Origin of the sequence: Natronococcus sp. A-GB1 (genome assembly GCF_029688845.1) — an archaeon.
In the GTDB taxonomy this organism is placed as follows: Archaea; Halobacteriota; Halobacteria; order Halobacteriales; family Natrialbaceae; genus Natronococcus.
The window spans coordinates 105,971-122,515 of record NZ_JARUKW010000006.1 but is presented as its reverse complement, the minus strand read 5'-3'; the positions used below and the strand labels follow the sequence as shown (position 1 = coordinate 122,515).

The 16,545-nt window shown below is 68.3% G+C and carries 16 protein-coding genes; 9 read left to right on the top strand and 7 right to left on the bottom strand.

Annotated elements, in window-relative coordinates; genetic code table 11:
* Positions 1 to 100: 100 nt before the first annotated feature.
* Positions 101 to 1,330 (top strand): tripartite tricarboxylate transporter permease, encoded by a 1,230-nt coding sequence (locus QA600_RS08855; RefSeq protein ID WP_278291587.1) that lies wholly within the window; start codon positions 101 to 103, stop codon positions 1,328 to 1,330.
* A gap of 188 nt (positions 1,331 to 1,518) precedes the next feature.
* On the opposite strand, the gene QA600_RS08850 is transcribed toward QA600_RS08855, so the two are convergent.
* Positions 1,519 to 2,370, bottom strand: a complete 852-nt coding sequence (locus QA600_RS08850; RefSeq protein ID WP_278291586.1) for a BtpA/SgcQ family protein — start codon at positions 2,368 to 2,370, stop codon at positions 1,519 to 1,521.
* Positions 2,371 to 2,479: 109 nt separating this feature from the next.
* Here QA600_RS08850 and QA600_RS08845 point away from each other — a divergent pair, with 109 nt between their 5' ends.
* Positions 2,480 to 3,571, top strand: coding sequence for an NADH:flavin oxidoreductase/NADH oxidase (locus QA600_RS08845; protein ID WP_278291585.1), 1,092 nt, complete (start codon positions 2,480 to 2,482; stop codon positions 3,569 to 3,571).
* Positions 3,572 to 3,677: 106 nt separating this feature from the next.
* Complete coding sequence (locus QA600_RS08840) at positions 3,678 to 4,130, top strand: twin-arginine translocation signal domain-containing protein (RefSeq protein ID WP_278291584.1); 453 nt, start codon at positions 3,678 to 3,680, stop codon at positions 4,128 to 4,130.
* 115 nt (positions 4,131 to 4,245) lie between these two features.
* On the opposite strand, the gene QA600_RS08835 is transcribed toward QA600_RS08840, so the two are convergent.
* Positions 4,246 to 5,412 (bottom strand): mechanosensitive ion channel family protein, encoded by a 1,167-nt coding sequence (locus QA600_RS08835; protein ID WP_278291583.1) that lies wholly within the window; start codon positions 5,410 to 5,412, stop codon positions 4,246 to 4,248.
* A gap of 99 nt (positions 5,413 to 5,511) precedes the next feature.
* Positions 5,512 to 6,075 carry a thioredoxin family protein gene (locus tag QA600_RS08830; protein ID WP_278291582.1) on the bottom strand — a complete coding sequence of 188 codons (564 nt, stop codon included), beginning with the start codon at positions 6,073 to 6,075 and terminating at the stop codon, positions 5,512 to 5,514.
* Between the two features lie 170 nt (positions 6,076 to 6,245).
* Here QA600_RS08830 and QA600_RS08825 point away from each other — a divergent pair, with 170 nt between their 5' ends.
* From QA600_RS08825 to QA600_RS08810, 4 genes are all read left to right on the top strand, one after another.
* A complete protein-coding gene (locus QA600_RS08825) occupies positions 6,246 to 6,950 on the top strand; it encodes a hypothetical protein (RefSeq protein ID WP_278291581.1) in 705 nt (234 codons plus the stop codon).
* A 92-nt stretch (positions 6,951 to 7,042) separates the two neighbouring features.
* Complete coding sequence (locus QA600_RS08820) at positions 7,043 to 7,528, top strand: Lrp/AsnC family transcriptional regulator (RefSeq protein WP_278291580.1); 486 nt, start codon at positions 7,043 to 7,045, stop codon at positions 7,526 to 7,528.
* Positions 7,525 to 8,700 carry an aminotransferase class I/II-fold pyridoxal phosphate-dependent enzyme gene (locus QA600_RS08815; RefSeq protein WP_278291579.1) on the top strand — a complete coding sequence of 392 codons (1,176 nt, stop codon included), beginning with the start codon at positions 7,525 to 7,527 and terminating at the stop codon, positions 8,698 to 8,700. Before QA600_RS08820 ends, QA600_RS08815 begins: the two co-directional genes overlap by 4 nt.
* Positions 8,701 to 8,745: 45 nt before the next feature.
* Entirely contained in the window at positions 8,746 to 9,945 is a 1,200-nt protein-coding gene (locus QA600_RS08810; protein WP_278291578.1) for a GNAT family N-acetyltransferase, read from the top strand.
* Here the strand turns inward: QA600_RS08810 and QA600_RS08805 are convergent.
* The 3 genes from QA600_RS08805 to QA600_RS08795 all read right to left on the bottom strand — a co-directional run bounded on the left by QA600_RS08805 (position 9,942) and on the right by QA600_RS08795 (position 12,809).
* Positions 9,942 to 10,274 carry a 2Fe-2S iron-sulfur cluster-binding protein gene (locus QA600_RS08805; RefSeq protein ID WP_278291577.1) on the bottom strand — a complete coding sequence of 111 codons (333 nt, stop codon included), beginning with the start codon at positions 10,272 to 10,274 and terminating at the stop codon, positions 9,942 to 9,944. The two genes, QA600_RS08810 and QA600_RS08805, sit on opposite strands and share 4 nt — an antisense overlap.
* A 234-nt stretch (positions 10,275 to 10,508) precedes the next feature.
* The gene (locus QA600_RS08800) at positions 10,509 to 11,675 is read right to left on the bottom strand and encodes an FAD-binding oxidoreductase (RefSeq protein ID WP_278291576.1); all 1,167 of its coding nucleotides are present in this window, start codon (positions 11,673 to 11,675) and stop codon (positions 10,509 to 10,511) included.
* 45 nt (positions 11,676 to 11,720) lie between these two features.
* On the bottom strand, positions 11,721 to 12,809 hold the full coding sequence (locus QA600_RS08795) for an FAD-dependent oxidoreductase (RefSeq protein WP_278291575.1): 1,089 nt from the start codon (positions 12,807 to 12,809) through the stop codon (positions 11,721 to 11,723).
* 110 nt (positions 12,810 to 12,919) lie between these two features.
* Here QA600_RS08795 and QA600_RS08790 point away from each other — a divergent pair, with 110 nt between their 5' ends.
* Positions 12,920 to 13,906, top strand: a complete 987-nt coding sequence (locus tag QA600_RS08790; protein ID WP_278291574.1) for an ornithine cyclodeaminase family protein — start codon at positions 12,920 to 12,922, stop codon at positions 13,904 to 13,906.
* A gap of 132 nt (positions 13,907 to 14,038) precedes the next feature.
* The gene (locus tag QA600_RS08785) at positions 14,039 to 15,874 is read left to right on the top strand and encodes a PAS domain-containing protein (protein ID WP_278291573.1); all 1,836 of its coding nucleotides are present in this window, start codon (positions 14,039 to 14,041) and stop codon (positions 15,872 to 15,874) included.
* On the opposite strand, the gene QA600_RS08780 is transcribed toward QA600_RS08785, so the two are convergent.
* Positions 15,847 to 16,428 (bottom strand): HalX domain-containing protein, encoded by a 582-nt coding sequence (locus tag QA600_RS08780; RefSeq protein ID WP_278291572.1) that lies wholly within the window; start codon positions 16,426 to 16,428, stop codon positions 15,847 to 15,849. The two genes, QA600_RS08785 and QA600_RS08780, sit on opposite strands and share 28 nt — an antisense overlap.
* Positions 16,429 to 16,545 lie beyond the last annotated feature (117 nt).

The following is a 16,545-nucleotide window of genomic DNA, read 5'->3' as shown; positions in this document are numbered from 1 at the left end:
CGATCGATCCCGTATTTTTCGAGCCGCGACGTCTCAGCGATAGCGCCGCGCGGCGGATCGGCGCTCGAATTTAAATCCGAAGCCGGGGCCAACTGCGGCGATGGTCGAGCTCGTCGGAGATCCGGGGCTGGCGCTACACCTGCTCGCCTGGATCCTCGCGGGCTCGGCGCTGGGCACGCTGAGCGGGCTCGTGCCCGGGCTCCACGCCAACAACTTCGCGCTGTTGCTCGCCGGGATCGCCCCCGCGGTTCCCGGACCGCCGCTGTTCGTCGGCGCGGGGATGCTCGCGGCCGGCGTCGTCCACACCTTTCTGAACGCCGTGCCCGCGATGGCGCTCGGCGTTCCCGACGCCGAGATGGCCGTCACCGCCTTGCCGGGCCACCGGATGGTGCTCGCGGGGCGGGGGTACGAGGCGATCCGCCTCTCGGCGCTCGGCAGCCTGCTCGCCGTCCTCGTCGCGATCCCGCTCGCGGTGCCGATCACCTGGGGCGTGACCGCGGCGTATCCGACGATCAGGAGCAACCTCTCCTTGCTGCTCGCGGCGATCGTCGTCGCGCTGATCGCCTCCGAACGAACCTGGCGCGGCCGAGCCGGCGGCACGCTCTCCTTTGCCCTCGCAGCGCTCCTCGGCGCGGCGACGCTCGACCTCTCGCCGGACGCACCGCTCGAGGCCGGGGGTACCCTCGCGCCGCTGTTCGCGGGGCTGTTCGGCGCGCCGGTGCTGATCGACGCGATCCGGGGCAGCGGGATCCCGCCCCAGGAGTCGGCGACGATCGCGATGCCGCGCTGGCTCGTCGGCGCGACCGCACTCGCCGGCGCCGTCGCGGGCGCGGTCGTCGGCTACCTGCCGGGAATCTCAGCCGCGATCGCCGCCGTCGCGGTGCTCGTGTTCGTCCCCGGCGACGCGGGGGACCGGGGGTACATCGTCGCCACCAGCGGGGTCGACACGGCGAACACCATTTTTGCACTGTTTGCCCTGCTCGCGATCGGTCAGCCCCGGACCGGAGTGATGGTCGCCTTCGAGAACGTCGGCGCGCCCCTCGAGCTTCCCGTCCTGCTGTCGGGCGTGCTCATCGCCGGCGTCGTCGGCTTCGTCGTCGTGATCACCGCGGGGGACGCCTACCTCGAGCTCGTCGGCCGAACGGAGTACTGGAAGATCTCGGCGGCGGTTCTGGGCCTGCTGGTCGTTCTCTCCTACCTCTTTACCGGCCTTCTCGGGATCCTGGTCTTCGTCGTCGCGGCGGCGATCGGGATGGTCCCCGTTCGGCTCCGGGCCAGACGGGTCCACTTGATGGGTGTGCTGATCGGTCCGCTGATGTTCGGGATCTAGACGTAACTAGCAGTGTGACCTCGAGCCGTCCCTCGGCACGCGCCACGGACCGGGTCGCTCGAGGCGGCTCGAATCCGTGGAAGGGACGAGCAAACGAAGCGAGCGAGCGGAGCGCGAAACCGCAGTTGGGCGACCCGCGTGAATAGTCGTGCTCAAACGCCACGAACGCTGGAACCGGAATTTCACCGCTACTCGGACTCGAACTCTCGACCCGCCGCGACGAGCTCCTCGACCCGTTCGCTCGAGACTCGGTTCGTCGTCTCACCGCTCTCTTTGAGCGCCGTGCCGACGACGACGCCGTCGGCGCCGGCTGCGAGACAGTCCCCGACCGTCTCGCTCGTCACGCCGCTGCCGACGAACAACGGTACCTCGTGCCCGTGTTCCGAGAGTGTCTCGGCGACTCGCTCGACGTCCTCGAGGGCGGTCTCCGCACCCGTTCCGGGTCCCGAGACGATCACGCCGTCGGCACAGCCTCGCTCTGTGGTCTCGAGGGCGGCCCGTCGGATGTCGTCCCCGCCGACGGGCGCCGCGTGCTTGACGTGGACGTCAGCGAGGAGCGCGACGTCGGCAGCGATCCGCTCGCGGAGGCGCACGGTCTCGTGGGCCCGGCCCTCGAGGAGGCCCTGGTCTGTAGCCGCCGTCCCGACGTGGACGTTGACCCGAACGAAGTCGGCGCCGCTGGCCGCGGCGACCGAGAGCGCAGCCTCGGCGTCGTTGCGGAGCACGTTGACGCCGACCGGGACGTCGACCGCGTCGGTCAGCTCTGCGGCGACAGCGGTCAGCTCCGCGACGGTGTGGCTCGGCACGTCCTCGGGGTAGAAGGGGGCGTCACCGAAGTTCTCGACGACGATCCCGTCGATCCCGCCGGCCTCGAGCCGGCGGGCGTCCTCGAGGGCTCGCTCGTGGACCGCTTCGCGGCCAGCGTCCGCGTCGTACCCCGGCGCGCCGGGGAGCGGGGGAAGGTGTACCATTCCGATAACGGGACGGGAGGCGTCGAAGCGCTCGAGGAAGTCGGTGGCCGTACCGCAGTCGCCGATCATACCGTCTCCTGTCTCCGGAGACGAAATAAGCGGTCCGTTCTCCCGTCACACACCGGCAAGCGCGTCGGCCTCCGGGGTGGTTAACCCTCGAGAGTCGTAACGACGACCGATGTCAGAGCTGTTCTCGACGCTGTCGCTGCGCGATCTGGAGGTACCGAACCGGCTCGCCGTCTCGCCGATGTGCCAGTACTCCTGTGAGCCGGACGGGCTGGCGACCGAGTGGCACCGGGTCCACCTCGGCAGCCGCGCCGTCGGCGGCGCCGGGATCGTGATGACCGAGGCGACGGCCGTCGAACCCCGCGGGCGGATCACGCCCGCCGACCTGGGGATCTGGAGCGACGAACACGCCGCGGCGCTCGAGCCGATCACCGAGTTCGTCCGCGAGCAGGGCAGCATCCCCGCGATCCAGCTCGCCCACGCGGGCCACAAGGCGAGCAAGACCCGTCCGTGGGATGGGAACGTTCCGATCCGTCCCGAGGAGACCGACGAGGCCTGGGAAGTGCTCTCGCCTTCGCCAGCGGGCTACCCGCCGTTCGACGGCGACGACCCCTCGATCCGGAAGGCGACTCGCGACGATATCGAGGGCGTGATCGACGCCTACCGGACCGCGGCCGAGCGCTCGCTGTCGGCCGGTTTCGAGATTGCCGAGGTCCACGCGGCCCACGGCTACCTGCTCCACGAGTTCCTCTCGCCGGCGACGAACCGCCGCGAGGACGACTATGGTGGAAACTTCGAGAACCGCACGCGGCTCGTCCGCGAGGTGACCGAGGCCGTCCGGGAGGTCTGGCCCGAGGACAAGCCCGTGTTCGTTCGGATCTCGGGCACCGACTGGCTCGACGACCGTCCGTCGTGGGATATCGAGCAGTCCGTTCGGCTGGCCCGGGAACTCGAGGAGTTCGGCGCCGACCTGATCGACGTCAGTTCGGGCGGGCTCCACCCCGACCAGAACCCGCCCGGCGGACCGAATTTCCAGGTCCCCCTCGCCGAGCAGATCCGGGCGGAGACCGGGATCGCCGTCGGCGCGGTCGGCGGAATCACCGAGCCCGAGCAGGCCGACGCGATCGTTCGGAACGGCCGCGCGGATCTTGTCCTCGTCGGTCGGGAGTTCCTTCGTAACCCGTACTTCGGGCTCCGGGCCGCCGACGAACTCGCCGACGAGCCCGAGTCCTGGCCGATCCAGTACCGACGCGCCGTCAAGTAGCTCGAGTCGGCTCGAGTACTCGAGTCGAACTCGGATCGCGATCGAACCGCTCCCGCTTTCCGGGAGTCATCGATAACGTTCTGGTTCCTCGATACCAAGACTGGGTATGACGCGACCGACGCGACGAACGGTGCTCAAAGGTGCAGGTGCGACTCTCCTCGTGACGGCGGCCGCCGGCTGTTCCAGCAACGGCGACGACGACGGCGGCGCCGAGGAGACCGACGACGGCTACGAGATCGAGCCCGGAACGACGATCCTGTTCGAGGGGCGGACGAGCGGCTGGGTCGGTATCGAGCCCGAAGCGATCGAGGGCGAGCAGAACCCGACGTTGATCCTCGAGGAGGGCGAGGAGTACGAAATCGGCTGGCCGGAGGGAGACGGTGTTCGGCACAACATCGAGATCTGGGACGAGAACGGCGACGTCGTCGACGATTACGAGACCGACCTCACCGACGACCCCGGCGACGACCAGATCCTCACGATCACGGCCACTGAAGAGATGGCCGCCTACCGGTGTCGACCCCACGGCAGCATGGAAGGCGAAATCCGCGTCGAATAGCGCTTTTCCGGCGGGATGGGGTGGTTCTCCGATCGACGCCTCGAGACGAGTCGACCGGCACGCGACGCCGAACGAGTCGAGACGAGTGACCCACGACGACGACCGGACAGGGGCCTCAGTCGTCGGTCGTCGAGATTCCCGCCTCCTCGCGGGTCCCGTTCTCGATCCGGAACCCGTCCCCGCGCGGGGAGTGAACGCGATGGGGGTAGGGGATCGAGATGTCCTCCCGGTCGAACGCGTCCGCAACGGCCTCGATGACCGCGGTGCGGGCGTCGTGGGTGCGGCGCTTCGTCGGGTTCCCGATCCAGACGTGACACTCGAGCAGGATCGAGGAGTCGCCGAACGCCTTCGTGACGACCTGAGGGTTCGGCGAACTCTTGATAATCTCGAGGTCGTCGACCGCCTCGACGATGATCTCTCGAGCTCGTGAGACGTCGGCGTCGTAGTCGACACCGACCTCGACCTCGACGCGGAGCTGGTTGTTCCGCGAGTAGTTCGTCAGCTGACTGCTCGTCACCTCGTCGTTCGGGACGAGGACGTGTTTGTCGTCGAACGTCTGGATCTTGGTTGTGAAGATGGTGACGTCGGTGACAATCCCGTTGGTCTCGTTGACCTCGATCCAGTCGCCGACGTGGAACGGACGTGAGAACAGCAGGACGAAGCCCGCGAGCATCGCCGCCAGCGTCTCTCGGGCGGTCAGTGCGACGATCGCGGTGATCGCGCCTGCGCCGAGGAAGATGTTCGTGAGGTTGATCCCCCACAGCGAGAGGATCACCGTCGCCGCCGCGGCGATGATCGCGACGTCGGCGACGTGGTGGGCGACCTCGCTCTGGTGTTTCGTAACCGCACTCGTCTCCGCGAGCGTGTCGATCGAGCGATTGACGAACCGGATCGCCAGATACGTGGTGGCCGCGATGCCGAGCGTGATGATCTGCTGGGCGGCCTCCCACCGGTCGATCGTCGCCGTCTGGAGGGTGAACTCGAGGACGAACAGCACCTCCCAGATCGCGCTGAAGCTGTAGACGACGATCACGATCACGATACCGAGGATGAGAAGCGAGACGACCTCGCCGAGCTTCGGCCCGTATCGCTGGCGGAGCGCGTCATAGACCCGAGAGGCGCTTGCGGCGCCGATCAGAATCAGCACGAGAAGCAGAGCCGTCGCAAGCAGCTTCGGGCCGAGCGTGTCGAGGTAAGTCTCCTGGATCCACTCGACGACGTCGGGCTGGAGCACGAGGTCGAGCGGGAGCGACGACGGAAGGAGGGAGAGATCGACGGCCATGCGAGCGGAGTCTGTCAGACGAACGGTGGTCCGGACACGAATCTCTTGTGGTCCGGCGGCGGTCGGATCGTCCGGAGTCGTTCACCGACGGTTTCGATCCTACGCGTCGTCGGTCCACTTGATCGAACAGCCCTGAGAGGGCTGCCACTCGAGGTCGACCTCCTCGCCGGCGAGGACGCTCTCGATGGCCTCGCGGATGTGGAATCGGGTCGGTTCGTCCTCGGGATTCAACGCGTCGTCGAGTCGACCCTGATAAACTAGCCGGAACGCGCCGTCGTCCTGTTCGAACAGGAACGGATCCGGCGTACAGACAGCACCGTAGGCTCGAGCGACGTCCTGGCTCTCGTCGCGGAGGTAGGCGTCGTAGGCGATGCGACCGTCAGCGACGTACTCGCGCATCTTCTCGAGGGAGTCCTCGGGGTACTCCTCGGCGTCGTTGGGATTGATCCCGACGACCGAAACCGCGTCGTACTCGTCGGCTAGCTCGTTCAGCAGGTCGAACTTCGCCTCCGCGTACGGACAGTGGTTGCAGGTGAAGACCACGAGCAGCGCCTCGCTGTCGGCGAACTCCTCGAGCGTGTGCGTCTCGCCATCCGCGCCCTCGAGTTCGAAGTCGGGGGCAACGTCACCGGCCTCGAGTTCGGAATCGGACTGGAGTGCCATACCCGCACGTAACAGCCATTCGCCCTTATAGGATACGCCGTCGGCCGTCGAGTCGCCGTCGCCGCGTCGGGAACGACCGTCTCTTCGCGAACGCCGCGCTCCCTTACGTTATAGTATTCTGTATTGAATCCCCAGGAATATATTTGTACCAGCAGGGTGACTGGTCCGGTATGCAGGCACTCGAGGTAACCGACGACCAGTACGCGATCGTCCAGCAGCTACGCGAGGAGATCGGCGACCACGTCGTCGGCAAGTACGGCCACGTCCGGGAACGCGACGCCGTGCAGTTCCTGATCGACAACCTCCACGACGAACTCGAGCTCGAGCCCGGAACGGCAAGCGACGACGTGGAGGTAAGCGAGGACGTCACCGCTGCCGACGACGCGGACCTGCAGACGGTCTCGTACGACGAGGCGGAGTCGGTCGACGAGGGACGCGACGCCGAACCCGCCGAGAGCCGGGATGCCTCCGCCGTCGACTCCGACGAACCGATCACCGGCGACGGCGACGCGAAACCGGGACCGTCCGTCGACCGGGAAGCCGACGACACGGCCACCTCCGCTGACGAGGGGCTCGCGGGAACGCCAGGCGTGCCGGCCGACGGCGATTCCGGTGACGACCACGAGTCCGAACCGCCTGGCGACAGAACCGACGGCGACGACGACCCCGAACCGCTCGGCGACGGAACGGACGGCGCCGCCGACGACGACGAGATGTTAGACGAGATGATGAACCTCCTTCGGACCCACGACGACAAGTGGGAGGAGGCGCCGTCGGGCGAGGCGAGGTATGCGGTCACGCTCCCGGACGGCTCGGTCGAGACGGTCCAGACGAAAGACGACGTTCGCGCGCTGCTGTTCAAGAACTATCGGTAGGGCGACGACTCCGCCGGCTCGTCCGGGCCTCGCCGGACGCAAAAAACCGGGGATGGACAACGTTTTACTTCACCCTCGCGCTTGGGAGGGATATGAGCGAACGCGAGGTGCTCGAGTTGCTCCGTGAGAACGCGCGGTACTCGGCCGACGACATCGCGCGAATGACCGACCTCGAGGAGCGCGAGGTCGAGGAGACCATCCAGGAGCTCGAGGCAGCGGGCGTAGTTCGTGGCTACCAGGCCGTCGTCGACTGGGACAAACTCGAGGACGAGCGCGTCCGGGCCGAGGTCGAGCTCAACGTCCACCTCGACCGGGAGACGGGTTACGGCGAGATCGCCGAGCGCCTCGCACGGTTTCCCGAGGTGACCGCCTTGCGGCTGGTCAGCGGGGACTACGACTTCGATATGGAGGTCGAGGGCGACTCGATCCGGGAGGTCTCGCAGTTCGTCAGCGAGAAGGTCGCCCCGGTCCCCGAGATCACGCAGACGGTCACCCACTACGTGATGACCTCCTACAAGGAGAACGGGATCGAGTTCGGCGACGGCGAGGAGGACGACCGGCTCTCGTTCTCGCCATGACGTTCGAACTCTCCGAGCGGGTCCAGGAGGTGCCACCCTCGGGTATCCGGCGGTTCTTCGAGATCGCGGAGGAGCGCGACGACGTCATCTCGCTGGGCGTCGGCGAGCCCGACTTCTCGACGCCGTGGGCCGCCCGCGACGCCGCGATCGCCTCCCTCGAGCGAGGGCGGACCTCCTACACCGCAAACCGCGGGACGAGGGAGCTCCGCGAGGCTATCGGCGAGTACGTCGCCGACCGGTTCGACCTCGAGTACGATCCGGCCGAGGAGATCCTCGTTACTGCGGGCGCGAGCGAGGCCGTCGACCTGGCCTTTCGAGCCTTCGTCGATCCCGGCGACACCGTCGCCGTCGCCCAGCCCTCCTACATCTCCTACGAGCCCGGCGTGATCTTCGCCGGCGGCGAGGTGCTGTCGGTGCCGACGAAAGAGACGGACGACTTTCGGCTCACCGTCGACGCCCTCGAGGCGGCGGGTGCCGACGAGGCCGACGTCCTCGTGCTCTGTTACCCGAACAACCCGACGGGGGCGATCATGCGCGAGAGCGATCTCGAGCCGATCGCCGAGTTCGTCCGCGAGCACGACATGACCGTCCTGTCCGACGAGATTTACGCTGAGCTAACGTACGGCGACGACGGCAAGGACGGCGTCGATCACACGTCGATCGCGACCCTGCCCGGGATGCGCGAGCGAACGATCGTCTTCAACGGGTTCTCGAAGGCCCACGCCATGACCGGGCTCCGGCTGGGCTACGCGCTCGGACCGAGCGAGGCGATCGGTGCGATGAACAAGATCCACCAGTACACGATGCTGTCGGCGCCGACGACCGCCCAGCACGCCGCCCTCGAGGCCCTCGAGTCCTGCGAGAACGACGTCCGCGACATGGTCGACCAGTACGACCGCCGACGTCGGTTCGTGCTCTCGCGGTTCCGGGAGATCGGGATGGACGTCTTCGAGGCCAAGGGCGCCTTCTACTGCTTCCCCGAGGTGCCCGAGGGCTGGACCGCCGAGGAGTTCGCCGAGGAGGTCCTCCGCGAGGAAGGGGTCGCCGTCGTCCCCGGCGACGTCTTCGGCCCCGGCGGGGAGGGCCACCTGCGGATCTCCTACGCGACGGGGCTCGAGGACCTCCGGAAGGCCCTGGCCCGTATCGAGTCGTTCGTCGAGAACAACACGTAGGCCCGCTCCAGAACCTTCTTTTCCGCCGGCGACGCGGTCGTTCGTATGGCCGACTATCGCCCGATCCCGGACGAGCCGGAGATCTTCCACGAGTACCGCAGCTACGCGTTCAGGCCCGAAGGGGGCATCCCACCCTACGACCCCGACGAGCACGAGGATCCCCGGTCGACGCGAGGCGCTCGCCGCGGGGTTTTCGTAGCGGGCGACGACCGACCGCGAACCGTCTGCCGTCACTACTGGCTCGAGGCCCGCGTCCGGGACGACACCTATCCGGTGGCTGGACTGGCGTCGGTCGCGACGCCCCCGGAGTACCGCCGGGAGGGCAACGTCCGCGAGCTGCTGGCGGGCTCGCTCGAGGAGTACCGCGACCGGGGCGACCGCCTCTCGATCCTCTGGCCGTTCCAGTACCGCTTCTACCGCAAGTACGGCTGGGACACCGCCAACCGGATCGTCACCCACGCCGCGTCGCCCGACGTGTTCGCATTCGCCAGGGGTGCCGACGACGGTTCGTTCCGCCCGCTCGCAGCCGACGAGTACGACGTCCTCGAGCCGGTGTACGACGCCGCGAGCGAGGGCCTGGCGCTCGAGCGCGACGAGGCGTGGTGGCGCCACCGGATCTTCGCGGGCCACGAGACGGATCCGTTCGTCTACGGCTACGAGCGCAACGGCGAGCCCGCGGGCTACCTCGTCTACCGCATCGAACGCGACGACGGCGCGCGGACGATGCGGGTTTCGGAGCTGGCGGCGGTCGACGGCGAAGCGCTGCTCGCGCTGTTTGCCTTCTGTGCCGACCACGACTCGCAGGTCGACCGCGTGGAGCTGCGGGTCTCCGAGGCAGTCCCCGTTCGGGAGCTCGCACTCGAGCCCGACGAGATCGAGACGACCGTCGAGAACGGCCCGATGGTCCGGCTCGTCGACGTCGTCGAAGGGCTTCCCGCGCTGACGTCGGGCGAGGTCGACGCGGCGCTCTCACTCGAGGTCGCGGACCCGCTTGCCGACTGGAACGACGATCGGTTCGTCCTCGAGACGGCCGATGGAACCGCGACCTGCGAGCGAGCTGGCAACGACCCGGACGGCGAGCCCGTCGCGGCCCTCGACGTCGGCGCGCTCTCACAGCTCGCCGTCGGCGCCCGCTCGGCGAGCGATCTCGCGTACGCGGGCCGGCTCGAGGCTGACAGTGAGACGGTGGGGTCGCTCGAGACGCTCTTTCCCGAGACGGACGTCTACTTCGGGCATTTCTTCTAGAACCGGCGCGGAACGACCTGTCCCCAGACGTGTTTGTCGAGGAGTCTGACCGTCATCGGCTCCTCGACCGTGATACAACAGGAGAGCCGCGGATAGCCGAACCGAACGGCGGCAGCGTCGTGCCAGTGGACCGGTTCCGGTGCGGGATCGACCTCGACAGTACACGTCGAACAGAGTCCTCGGCCGCCGCAGTTGGCGTACTGCGACACCGTGCCGTACACCGGGAAGTCGCGCTCGAGCAACGCCTCCCGGAGGTTCGTGCCGGGTTCGACCTCGATACTCGTTTCCTCGTTTCCGGCGACGACCCGTACCGGAATTCCCTCGGCCATAGGTTTCGGTACGGTTTCACGCCACGTGGTTCTACTGGAACGACGGATTGGAACTGCTGTCGAGTACTGCAGTCTGTCTCTCGCTTCTCCTCCCGAATGGAACCGTTCGAGTCCCGGTCTGGCTGTGGTGGCGTACGCTGTCGACTGGCCGACCGAACGGGAGGCCAGTTATTGTGATCGTACACGAGGACGTCGTGTTGGCCCGAGCCAGGATCACGAATCGAAGTCCCGACGCTAGACGACGTTCCGCTCGAGCCGCTCGCGCTCGGTCCCGAACCGATCGCTCGAGAGCGCGCCGATATCGACCAGCGAGGCCTCGCCGTCGGCGATCAACTCGGCGACGATCCGTCCCGTCGCGGGGGCGTGCTGGAAGCCGTGGCCCGAAAAACCCGCCGCCGTGATCAGGCCGGGGACCGTCTCCTCGAGGACGGCGTTGTCGTCGGGAGTGACGGCGTACAGCCCCGCCCAGCCGCGCTTGATCCGCGAGTCGGGTCCGAAGTAGGTCGCCCACTCCGCGGTCGTCTCGAGGACGTCGGCCGCCCAGTCGAAGTCGATCCCCCGGTCGTAGCCGTCGGGGTCCCGGTCCGGATCGTCGTTCGCGAGGTGGCCCCCAACCAGCGCCTCGCCGTCGCGTTCGGGCCGGAAGTAGGTGCCCGTCTCGAGGTCGACCGTCAGCGGGTCGGTCTCGGGAACGGGCGTCTCGGAGTCGACGACCATCATCTGGCGGCGCTTGGGCGCGATCGGCAAGTCGACGTCGGCCATCGCGGCGACCCGACGCGCCCACGGCCCCGCGGCGTTGACGACGTACTCGGCCTCGAGGCGGCCGTCGGGCGTCTCGACGCCGACGACGCGTCCGCCCGATTCGGTCCCGTCGTCCTCGCGCAGGACGTCGGTAACGGGCGTTCCGGTCCTGACGTCGACGCCCGCGTCGGCAGCGGCCCGGGCGTAGGCCTGCAGCGCGAGATGGGGGTCCGCGAAGCCGTCGGTCGGGGAGTACGTCGCCGCCACGAATTTTTGGGAATCGATTCCCGGACAGCGCTCGCAGGCAGCCTCGGGCTCGAGCACCTCACTCGGCACCCCCCGTTCGTTCTGCATCTCGACGGCCGTCTCGAGGGTTGCGGCGGTCTCGTCGGTTCGAGCGAGAAACAGGTAGCCGTTCCGCCGGTAGTCGATGTCGACGTCGAACCGCTCCTCGAACCCGTTCCAGACGGCCATGCTCGCGAGCGAGAGTTCGACGTTCGTCGGCGTCGAGAACTGCGCGCGGATCCCGCCGGCGGCCCGCTCCGTGCTGCCGCTCCCGATCGACCCCTTCTCGCAGACGACGACCTCGAGCCCGCGCTCCGCGAGCTCGAGCGCGCTCGCGAGTCCCACGATCCCGCTACCGATAACGACGGTGCGCATACGAGGTACGTTGGCACGGGTCGGGATAAGCGTTCGTCGTCCGTCTCAGAACCTGGTCGGCGAGAGCCGACGCCGGTACTCAGGGTCGACGTCGCCCTCGAGGTGCCCGTGAACGACGTCGGCGACCGCGGGCGCCAGCGTGATCCCCTGGCCGCTCAGCCCGACCGCGACGAGGTAGCCGTCGATTTCGGTCTCGCCGACGAGCGGGCGGCCATCGGGCGTGACCGTCCGGTAGCCGACCCAGTCGTCGACGATCGTCGCGCCCTCGAGGCCGGGGACGAACGCCTCGAGTTCCCGAGCGGAGTCGCGAAACGACGCGGAGATCGATCGGTCCGCAAGGTCGTAGCGCTGGTCCTCGGTGTAGTCGGTTCGGTAGGCGCCGAGCCAGGCGCCCGTCTCGGTGGGTCGGACGTACCGTTTGGACTCGAAGATCGCCGTCGGCCCCTCGAGGGTGTCGCCCGTCTCGACCGCGAGCATCGGCCCGCGGGTGTGACACAGCGGTAGCTCGACCCCGACCGTTTCGTTCAGCTGCGGCGCCCACGGACCGGTCGTGTTGATCACCCGATCGGCCGCGAGCCGACCCTCGCCCGTCTCGATTGCCGTCACGGCGCCGTCTCGAGTCTCGACGTTCGTGACCGAAACGCCGGTCCGGACGTCGACGCCCACCGAGCGCGCGCGCTCGGCGAACAGGGTCGCCGCGGCTTCGGGATCGCAGACCCGATCCTCCGGCGTGTAGAGCCCGCCCTCGAGGCCGTCGGGCTCGATCCCGACTCCGACGAGTTCGTCGGGCTCGAGAAACGAGGCGTCGATCCCGGCCTCGCGAAGCGCCCTCGCGGAGTCGGCGAGGCGGTCGGCGAACGCCGCAGTTTCGGCGACGTAGACGATGCCGATCCGATCGGTCTCGAGGTCGCCGTCCTCGCGGAGCTCCCGGTACCGGGCGTGGGCGCGCTCACGGATCCGAAGGTCGAACGGGTCGGGGTCGACGACGGTCCGCATCAGCAGTCCGGCGGAGGCGGCCGTCGTCTCCTCGCCGATTTCGGCTCGCTCGAGCAGCGTGACCTCGCGGTCGGTCGGACCGAGGCGGGCGGCGATCGCAGTTCCGACGATCCCGCCGCCGACGATGACGGTGTGCATACGCTCCCTTCGGGGGCCGGGAATACAGTCGTTTCCCGCCGCGCTCGCGAGTGTGCCGTCGATGACGTACAGCAGTCCGTATGAAGTAGGGGGCCGACGATAGTCGGCACATGGTACGCGTACTTTCCGATACGGACGTGGCGTCGGTGCTCGAGCTCGAGGAGCTGCTTCCGGTGCTGGGCGAGGCCTTCGAGAGGCAGTACGCGGGCGAGGTCGAACGCCCGGAGCGACCCCACTACCCGATCGGGACGGGGCTCGATTCCGACGACCCGACGGAGCCGACCGGGACGGGGCTCTGTATGCCCGCGTACATCCACGGCGAGCCCTACGCCGTCACGAAGCTGGCGACGGTCTGTCCGGACAACCCCGACCGCGGGCTGCCGACGGTCACCGCCCAGCTCGCGCTCACCGATGCCGAGACCGGTCAGCCGCTGTCGTACATGGCCGCAAACCGGATCACCAGCGCCCGAACGGGCTGTATCGGGGGGCTCGCCGCCCGCGAGCTGGCGCCGTCGGGACCGGTCGAGGTAGGCGTGATCGGCGCCGGCACGCAGGCCCGCTGGCAGACGCGGGCGATCGCGGCCGCGGTGGGCTCCCGACTCGAGGCGATCCGTGTGTACTCGCCCAGCGACTCGAAGGTCGCCTGCGCCGAGGAACTCGAGAGCGAACTCGACGTTCCGGCGAACGCGGTCGGGACGCCCCGCGAGGCGGTCGAGGAAGCGTCGGTCGTCGTGACGGCGACGACCAGCACCGAGCCGGTGTTCCCGGGGGAGGCGCTTTCGGCGGGGACGCTGGTCGTCGCGGTCGGAGCCTACACGCCAGAGATGCGAGAGCTGGACGCGACGACGGTCGACCGCGCGGCGACGATCGTCGCCGACGTCCCCGAGGAGGCGGCCGAGACGGGCGATCTGCGCGAGCACGGCGACCGGGAGCTGGTGCCCCTTGGCGGGGTCCTCGCGGGAGAGTTCGACCGGGAGTCGCCCGACGAGATCGTTGTCGCCGCGAGCGTCGGCTCCGCGGTGCTCGACGCCGCGACGGCAGGGTTCGTCTACGACCGGGCGCTCGAGGCCGACCTGGGGACCGAGAACCCGCTGTAGGCCCGACGTGGCAGGTGCGGCCGCGGAACTCAAATCCCCCCGTCCCGAACGGTTTTTTGTATCGATGATCGGAAACCAGACCCGTTCGACTCGAGGTGACGGGCGGGGGCGAGACGATCGAGGGGAACGGCCGTGACGGTTCGCTCGGTTCCGTTCGCCGATCGGATCGCAGACGGCGTCTTCGCGCTCGACGCGTCGCTCCAGTTCACCTACCTCAACGACGAGGCGGCGGCACTGTTCGACGCCTCGAGCGAGGAGCTGCTGGGTCGGTCCGTTCAGGAGGGAGTACCCGCGACCCTCGAGAGTCAGTTCCCCGAGGCGTTCTACCGGACGGTCGACGACGAGCTTCCGACGACGTTCGAGTTCTATCACCACGAGCGGGAAGCGCGGTTCGAGCTGCGAGCGTACCCCGCCGAGGAGGGGCTCTCCGCGTTCGTACTCGAGCTCGACGACCGACGGCGAAGCGTCAACCACCACGCCGCGGTCATCGAGGCGATCGACGACGGCGTCGTAACGATCGACGGCAACCGGCGAATCGTCGCCGTCAACGGGGCGATGATCGAGTTCCTGGGCGCCGACCGCGGCTCGATCGTCGGTGAACGCGTCGAGACGCTGGCCGAGCTCGCCGGCATCAGCGAGGACGACTGCGAGGCGATCCGCCGGGGCATCGGCGACGTCGAGTCGGGGCTGGCCCGACAGCGCCGGTTCGAGCTCCCGATTACCGACGGCGACGGGAGCGAACGGATCGGCGAGCTGCGGATCGTTCCGGTGCGGGACGGAACCGCGACCGCCGCGGCGGTCGTCAGGGACGTCACCGATCGCCGCGAGTACGAACGGGTCGTCGAATCCCTCCACGAGGTGACCCGCTGGCTCCTCGAGGCCGACGACCCCGAGGAGATCTGTGCCGTCGCCGTCCGCGCCGGCAGCGACCTGCTCGACCTGCCGATCAGCGGCGTCTGGCTGCTCGAGGAGGAACGGGGCTACCTCGAGCCGGTCGCCGGGACGGCCGAGGCGTACGACGAGTTCGGCGGATTTCCCCGATTTCGCCCGGGCGAGGGGATCGTCTGGGACGTCTTCGAAGACGGCGAGATCGAGCGCTTCGACGACCTCCGGACCGTCGACGACCTGTACAACCCCGACACGCCGCTGCGCTCGGAGATCATCGCGCCGATCGGCACCCACGGCGTGCTCATGACCGGATCGTTCGAGCCAAGGGCGTTCGACGAGACTGACGTCGAGCTGCTCTCGACGCTAATCGAGAACACTCGGGCTGCACTCGACCGAACAGACAGGGAACGGGTCCTCCGCGAGCGAACTGAGCGAATCGAACGCCAGACCGAACGTCTCGAGGAGATCGCGCGGATCCTCTCGGGAGATCTGCAGTACCAGCTCGAGCAGGTAGCCTCGATCCTCGACGCTGACGACGACCGGGAGCTCCCGCTGGCCGAATCCGAGATCGAGGCCTCCCTCGAGCGAACAGATCGACTCGTCGACGACGTTCGCGAACTCGCCCGCGAGGCCTCTGCCGTCGGCGCGCGATCCCGGATCGATCTGGGAACCGCGATCGAGTCGGCGGTCGCATCGTCGCGACTCGACGCTAACGCGATCACCCTCGAAGAGCCGGCGACGCTCCGGGCCGACCGCGAGCGGTTCGGCCACCTCCTCGAGTCGGCGTTTGACGAGATCGCCGCCCGAGCCGACGGTGCGGACGTGACCGTCGAGATCGGGCGCCTCGAGTCCGAGTCGCGCGGACTCGTCGTTCGCGACGACGCGACCCAGCCCGAAGACCGGGTCGACGATACCCGCGGGCTCGAGCTGGCGGTCCTCGAGGCGATCGCCCGCGCCCACGGCTGGCGACCCGCAATCGGGCGCGACGAACGGGGTAGAAGACGGATCGAACTAGCGGGGATCGCGACCCTCCAGTACGGCGAGGAGGGCGGTCAGTCGGGGGCCGACGAGACGTCCTGATAGAGCAGTCGATTGTGGTCCCGTTCGAGAAGCTGCGAGCGCGTCTCGTTGACCTTGGTACGAAGGACCGCGATCCGATCCTCGAGCTCGGCGTACTCCTGGCTCGACTGGAGTTCGGCCTCGCTGAGCCGTCCGTCGAGGGATGCCTTCTTCGAGGCGAGTTCGAAGTACGCGCCGAGTTGCTCGTCGTAGGTGCGTCGCAACAGCAGGTTTTCGACGCTGTGTCGGAGGTCGTCCCGCGAGATCGGCTTGAGGAGATAGTCGTCGAACGCCGCGTCTTCGGGGTCGACAGTGGGTTCGACTCCCGTAACGGCCACAACCTGGCTGTCGATCCCTCGGGAGCTGATCGAATCGCACAGCTCGCTGCTCGGCCCGTCCGGCAGGCGGTGACAGTCGACAATGACGACATCGAACCCCCCGTCGACGACCGCACCGACCGCCGACTCGTCGCGGACCGTTTCGACGTGGTAGGCGCCCTCGAGCCAGGAGGCGTACAGCTCGGCGAGGTCGGGCTCGGCCTCGACGATCAGCACGGAGGGGGTGTCGGTATCCATTTGACGGACGAACCAGGAGCTATCAGTTCGTCGTAGCGTTCGGTCCGGTCGTATATCAAGATACCGGGCCCGTCTACGGAGCGGGACACGGCTGCAGCACGAACGTCCACGTCCACA

Excerpts from the sequence above, each read along its gene's own strand:
- QA600_RS08855 (WP_278291587.1), top strand. The coding sequence starts at position 101 with ATGGTCGAGCTCGTCGGAGATCCGGGGCTGGCGCTACACCTGCTCGCC.
- QA600_RS08850 (WP_278291586.1), bottom strand. The coding sequence starts at position 2,370 with ATGATCGGCGACTGCGGTACGGCCACCGACTTCCTCGAGCGCTTCGAC.
- QA600_RS08845 (WP_278291585.1), top strand. The coding sequence starts at position 2,480 with ATGTCAGAGCTGTTCTCGACGCTGTCGCTGCGCGATCTGGAGGTACCG.
- QA600_RS08840 (WP_278291584.1), top strand. The coding sequence starts at position 3,678 with ATGACGCGACCGACGCGACGAACGGTGCTCAAAGGTGCAGGTGCGACT.
- QA600_RS08835 (WP_278291583.1), bottom strand. The coding sequence starts at position 5,412 with ATGGCCGTCGATCTCTCCCTCCTTCCGTCGTCGCTCCCGCTCGACCTC.
- QA600_RS08830 (WP_278291582.1), bottom strand. The coding sequence starts at position 6,075 with ATGGCACTCCAGTCCGATTCCGAACTCGAGGCCGGTGACGTTGCCCCC.
- QA600_RS08825 (WP_278291581.1), top strand. The coding sequence starts at position 6,246 with ATGCAGGCACTCGAGGTAACCGACGACCAGTACGCGATCGTCCAGCAG.
- QA600_RS08820 (WP_278291580.1), top strand. The coding sequence starts at position 7,043 with ATGAGCGAACGCGAGGTGCTCGAGTTGCTCCGTGAGAACGCGCGGTAC.
- QA600_RS08815 (WP_278291579.1), top strand. The coding sequence starts at position 7,525 with ATGACGTTCGAACTCTCCGAGCGGGTCCAGGAGGTGCCACCCTCGGGT.
- QA600_RS08810 (WP_278291578.1), top strand. The coding sequence starts at position 8,746 with ATGGCCGACTATCGCCCGATCCCGGACGAGCCGGAGATCTTCCACGAG.
- QA600_RS08805 (WP_278291577.1), bottom strand. The coding sequence starts at position 10,274 with ATGGCCGAGGGAATTCCGGTACGGGTCGTCGCCGGAAACGAGGAAACG.
- QA600_RS08800 (WP_278291576.1), bottom strand. The coding sequence starts at position 11,675 with ATGCGCACCGTCGTTATCGGTAGCGGGATCGTGGGACTCGCGAGCGCG.
- QA600_RS08795 (WP_278291575.1), bottom strand. The coding sequence starts at position 12,809 with ATGCACACCGTCATCGTCGGCGGCGGGATCGTCGGAACTGCGATCGCC.
- QA600_RS08790 (WP_278291574.1), top strand. The coding sequence starts at position 12,920 with ATGGTACGCGTACTTTCCGATACGGACGTGGCGTCGGTGCTCGAGCTC.
- QA600_RS08780 (WP_278291572.1), bottom strand. The coding sequence starts at position 16,428 with ATGGATACCGACACCCCCTCCGTGCTGATCGTCGAGGCCGAGCCCGAC.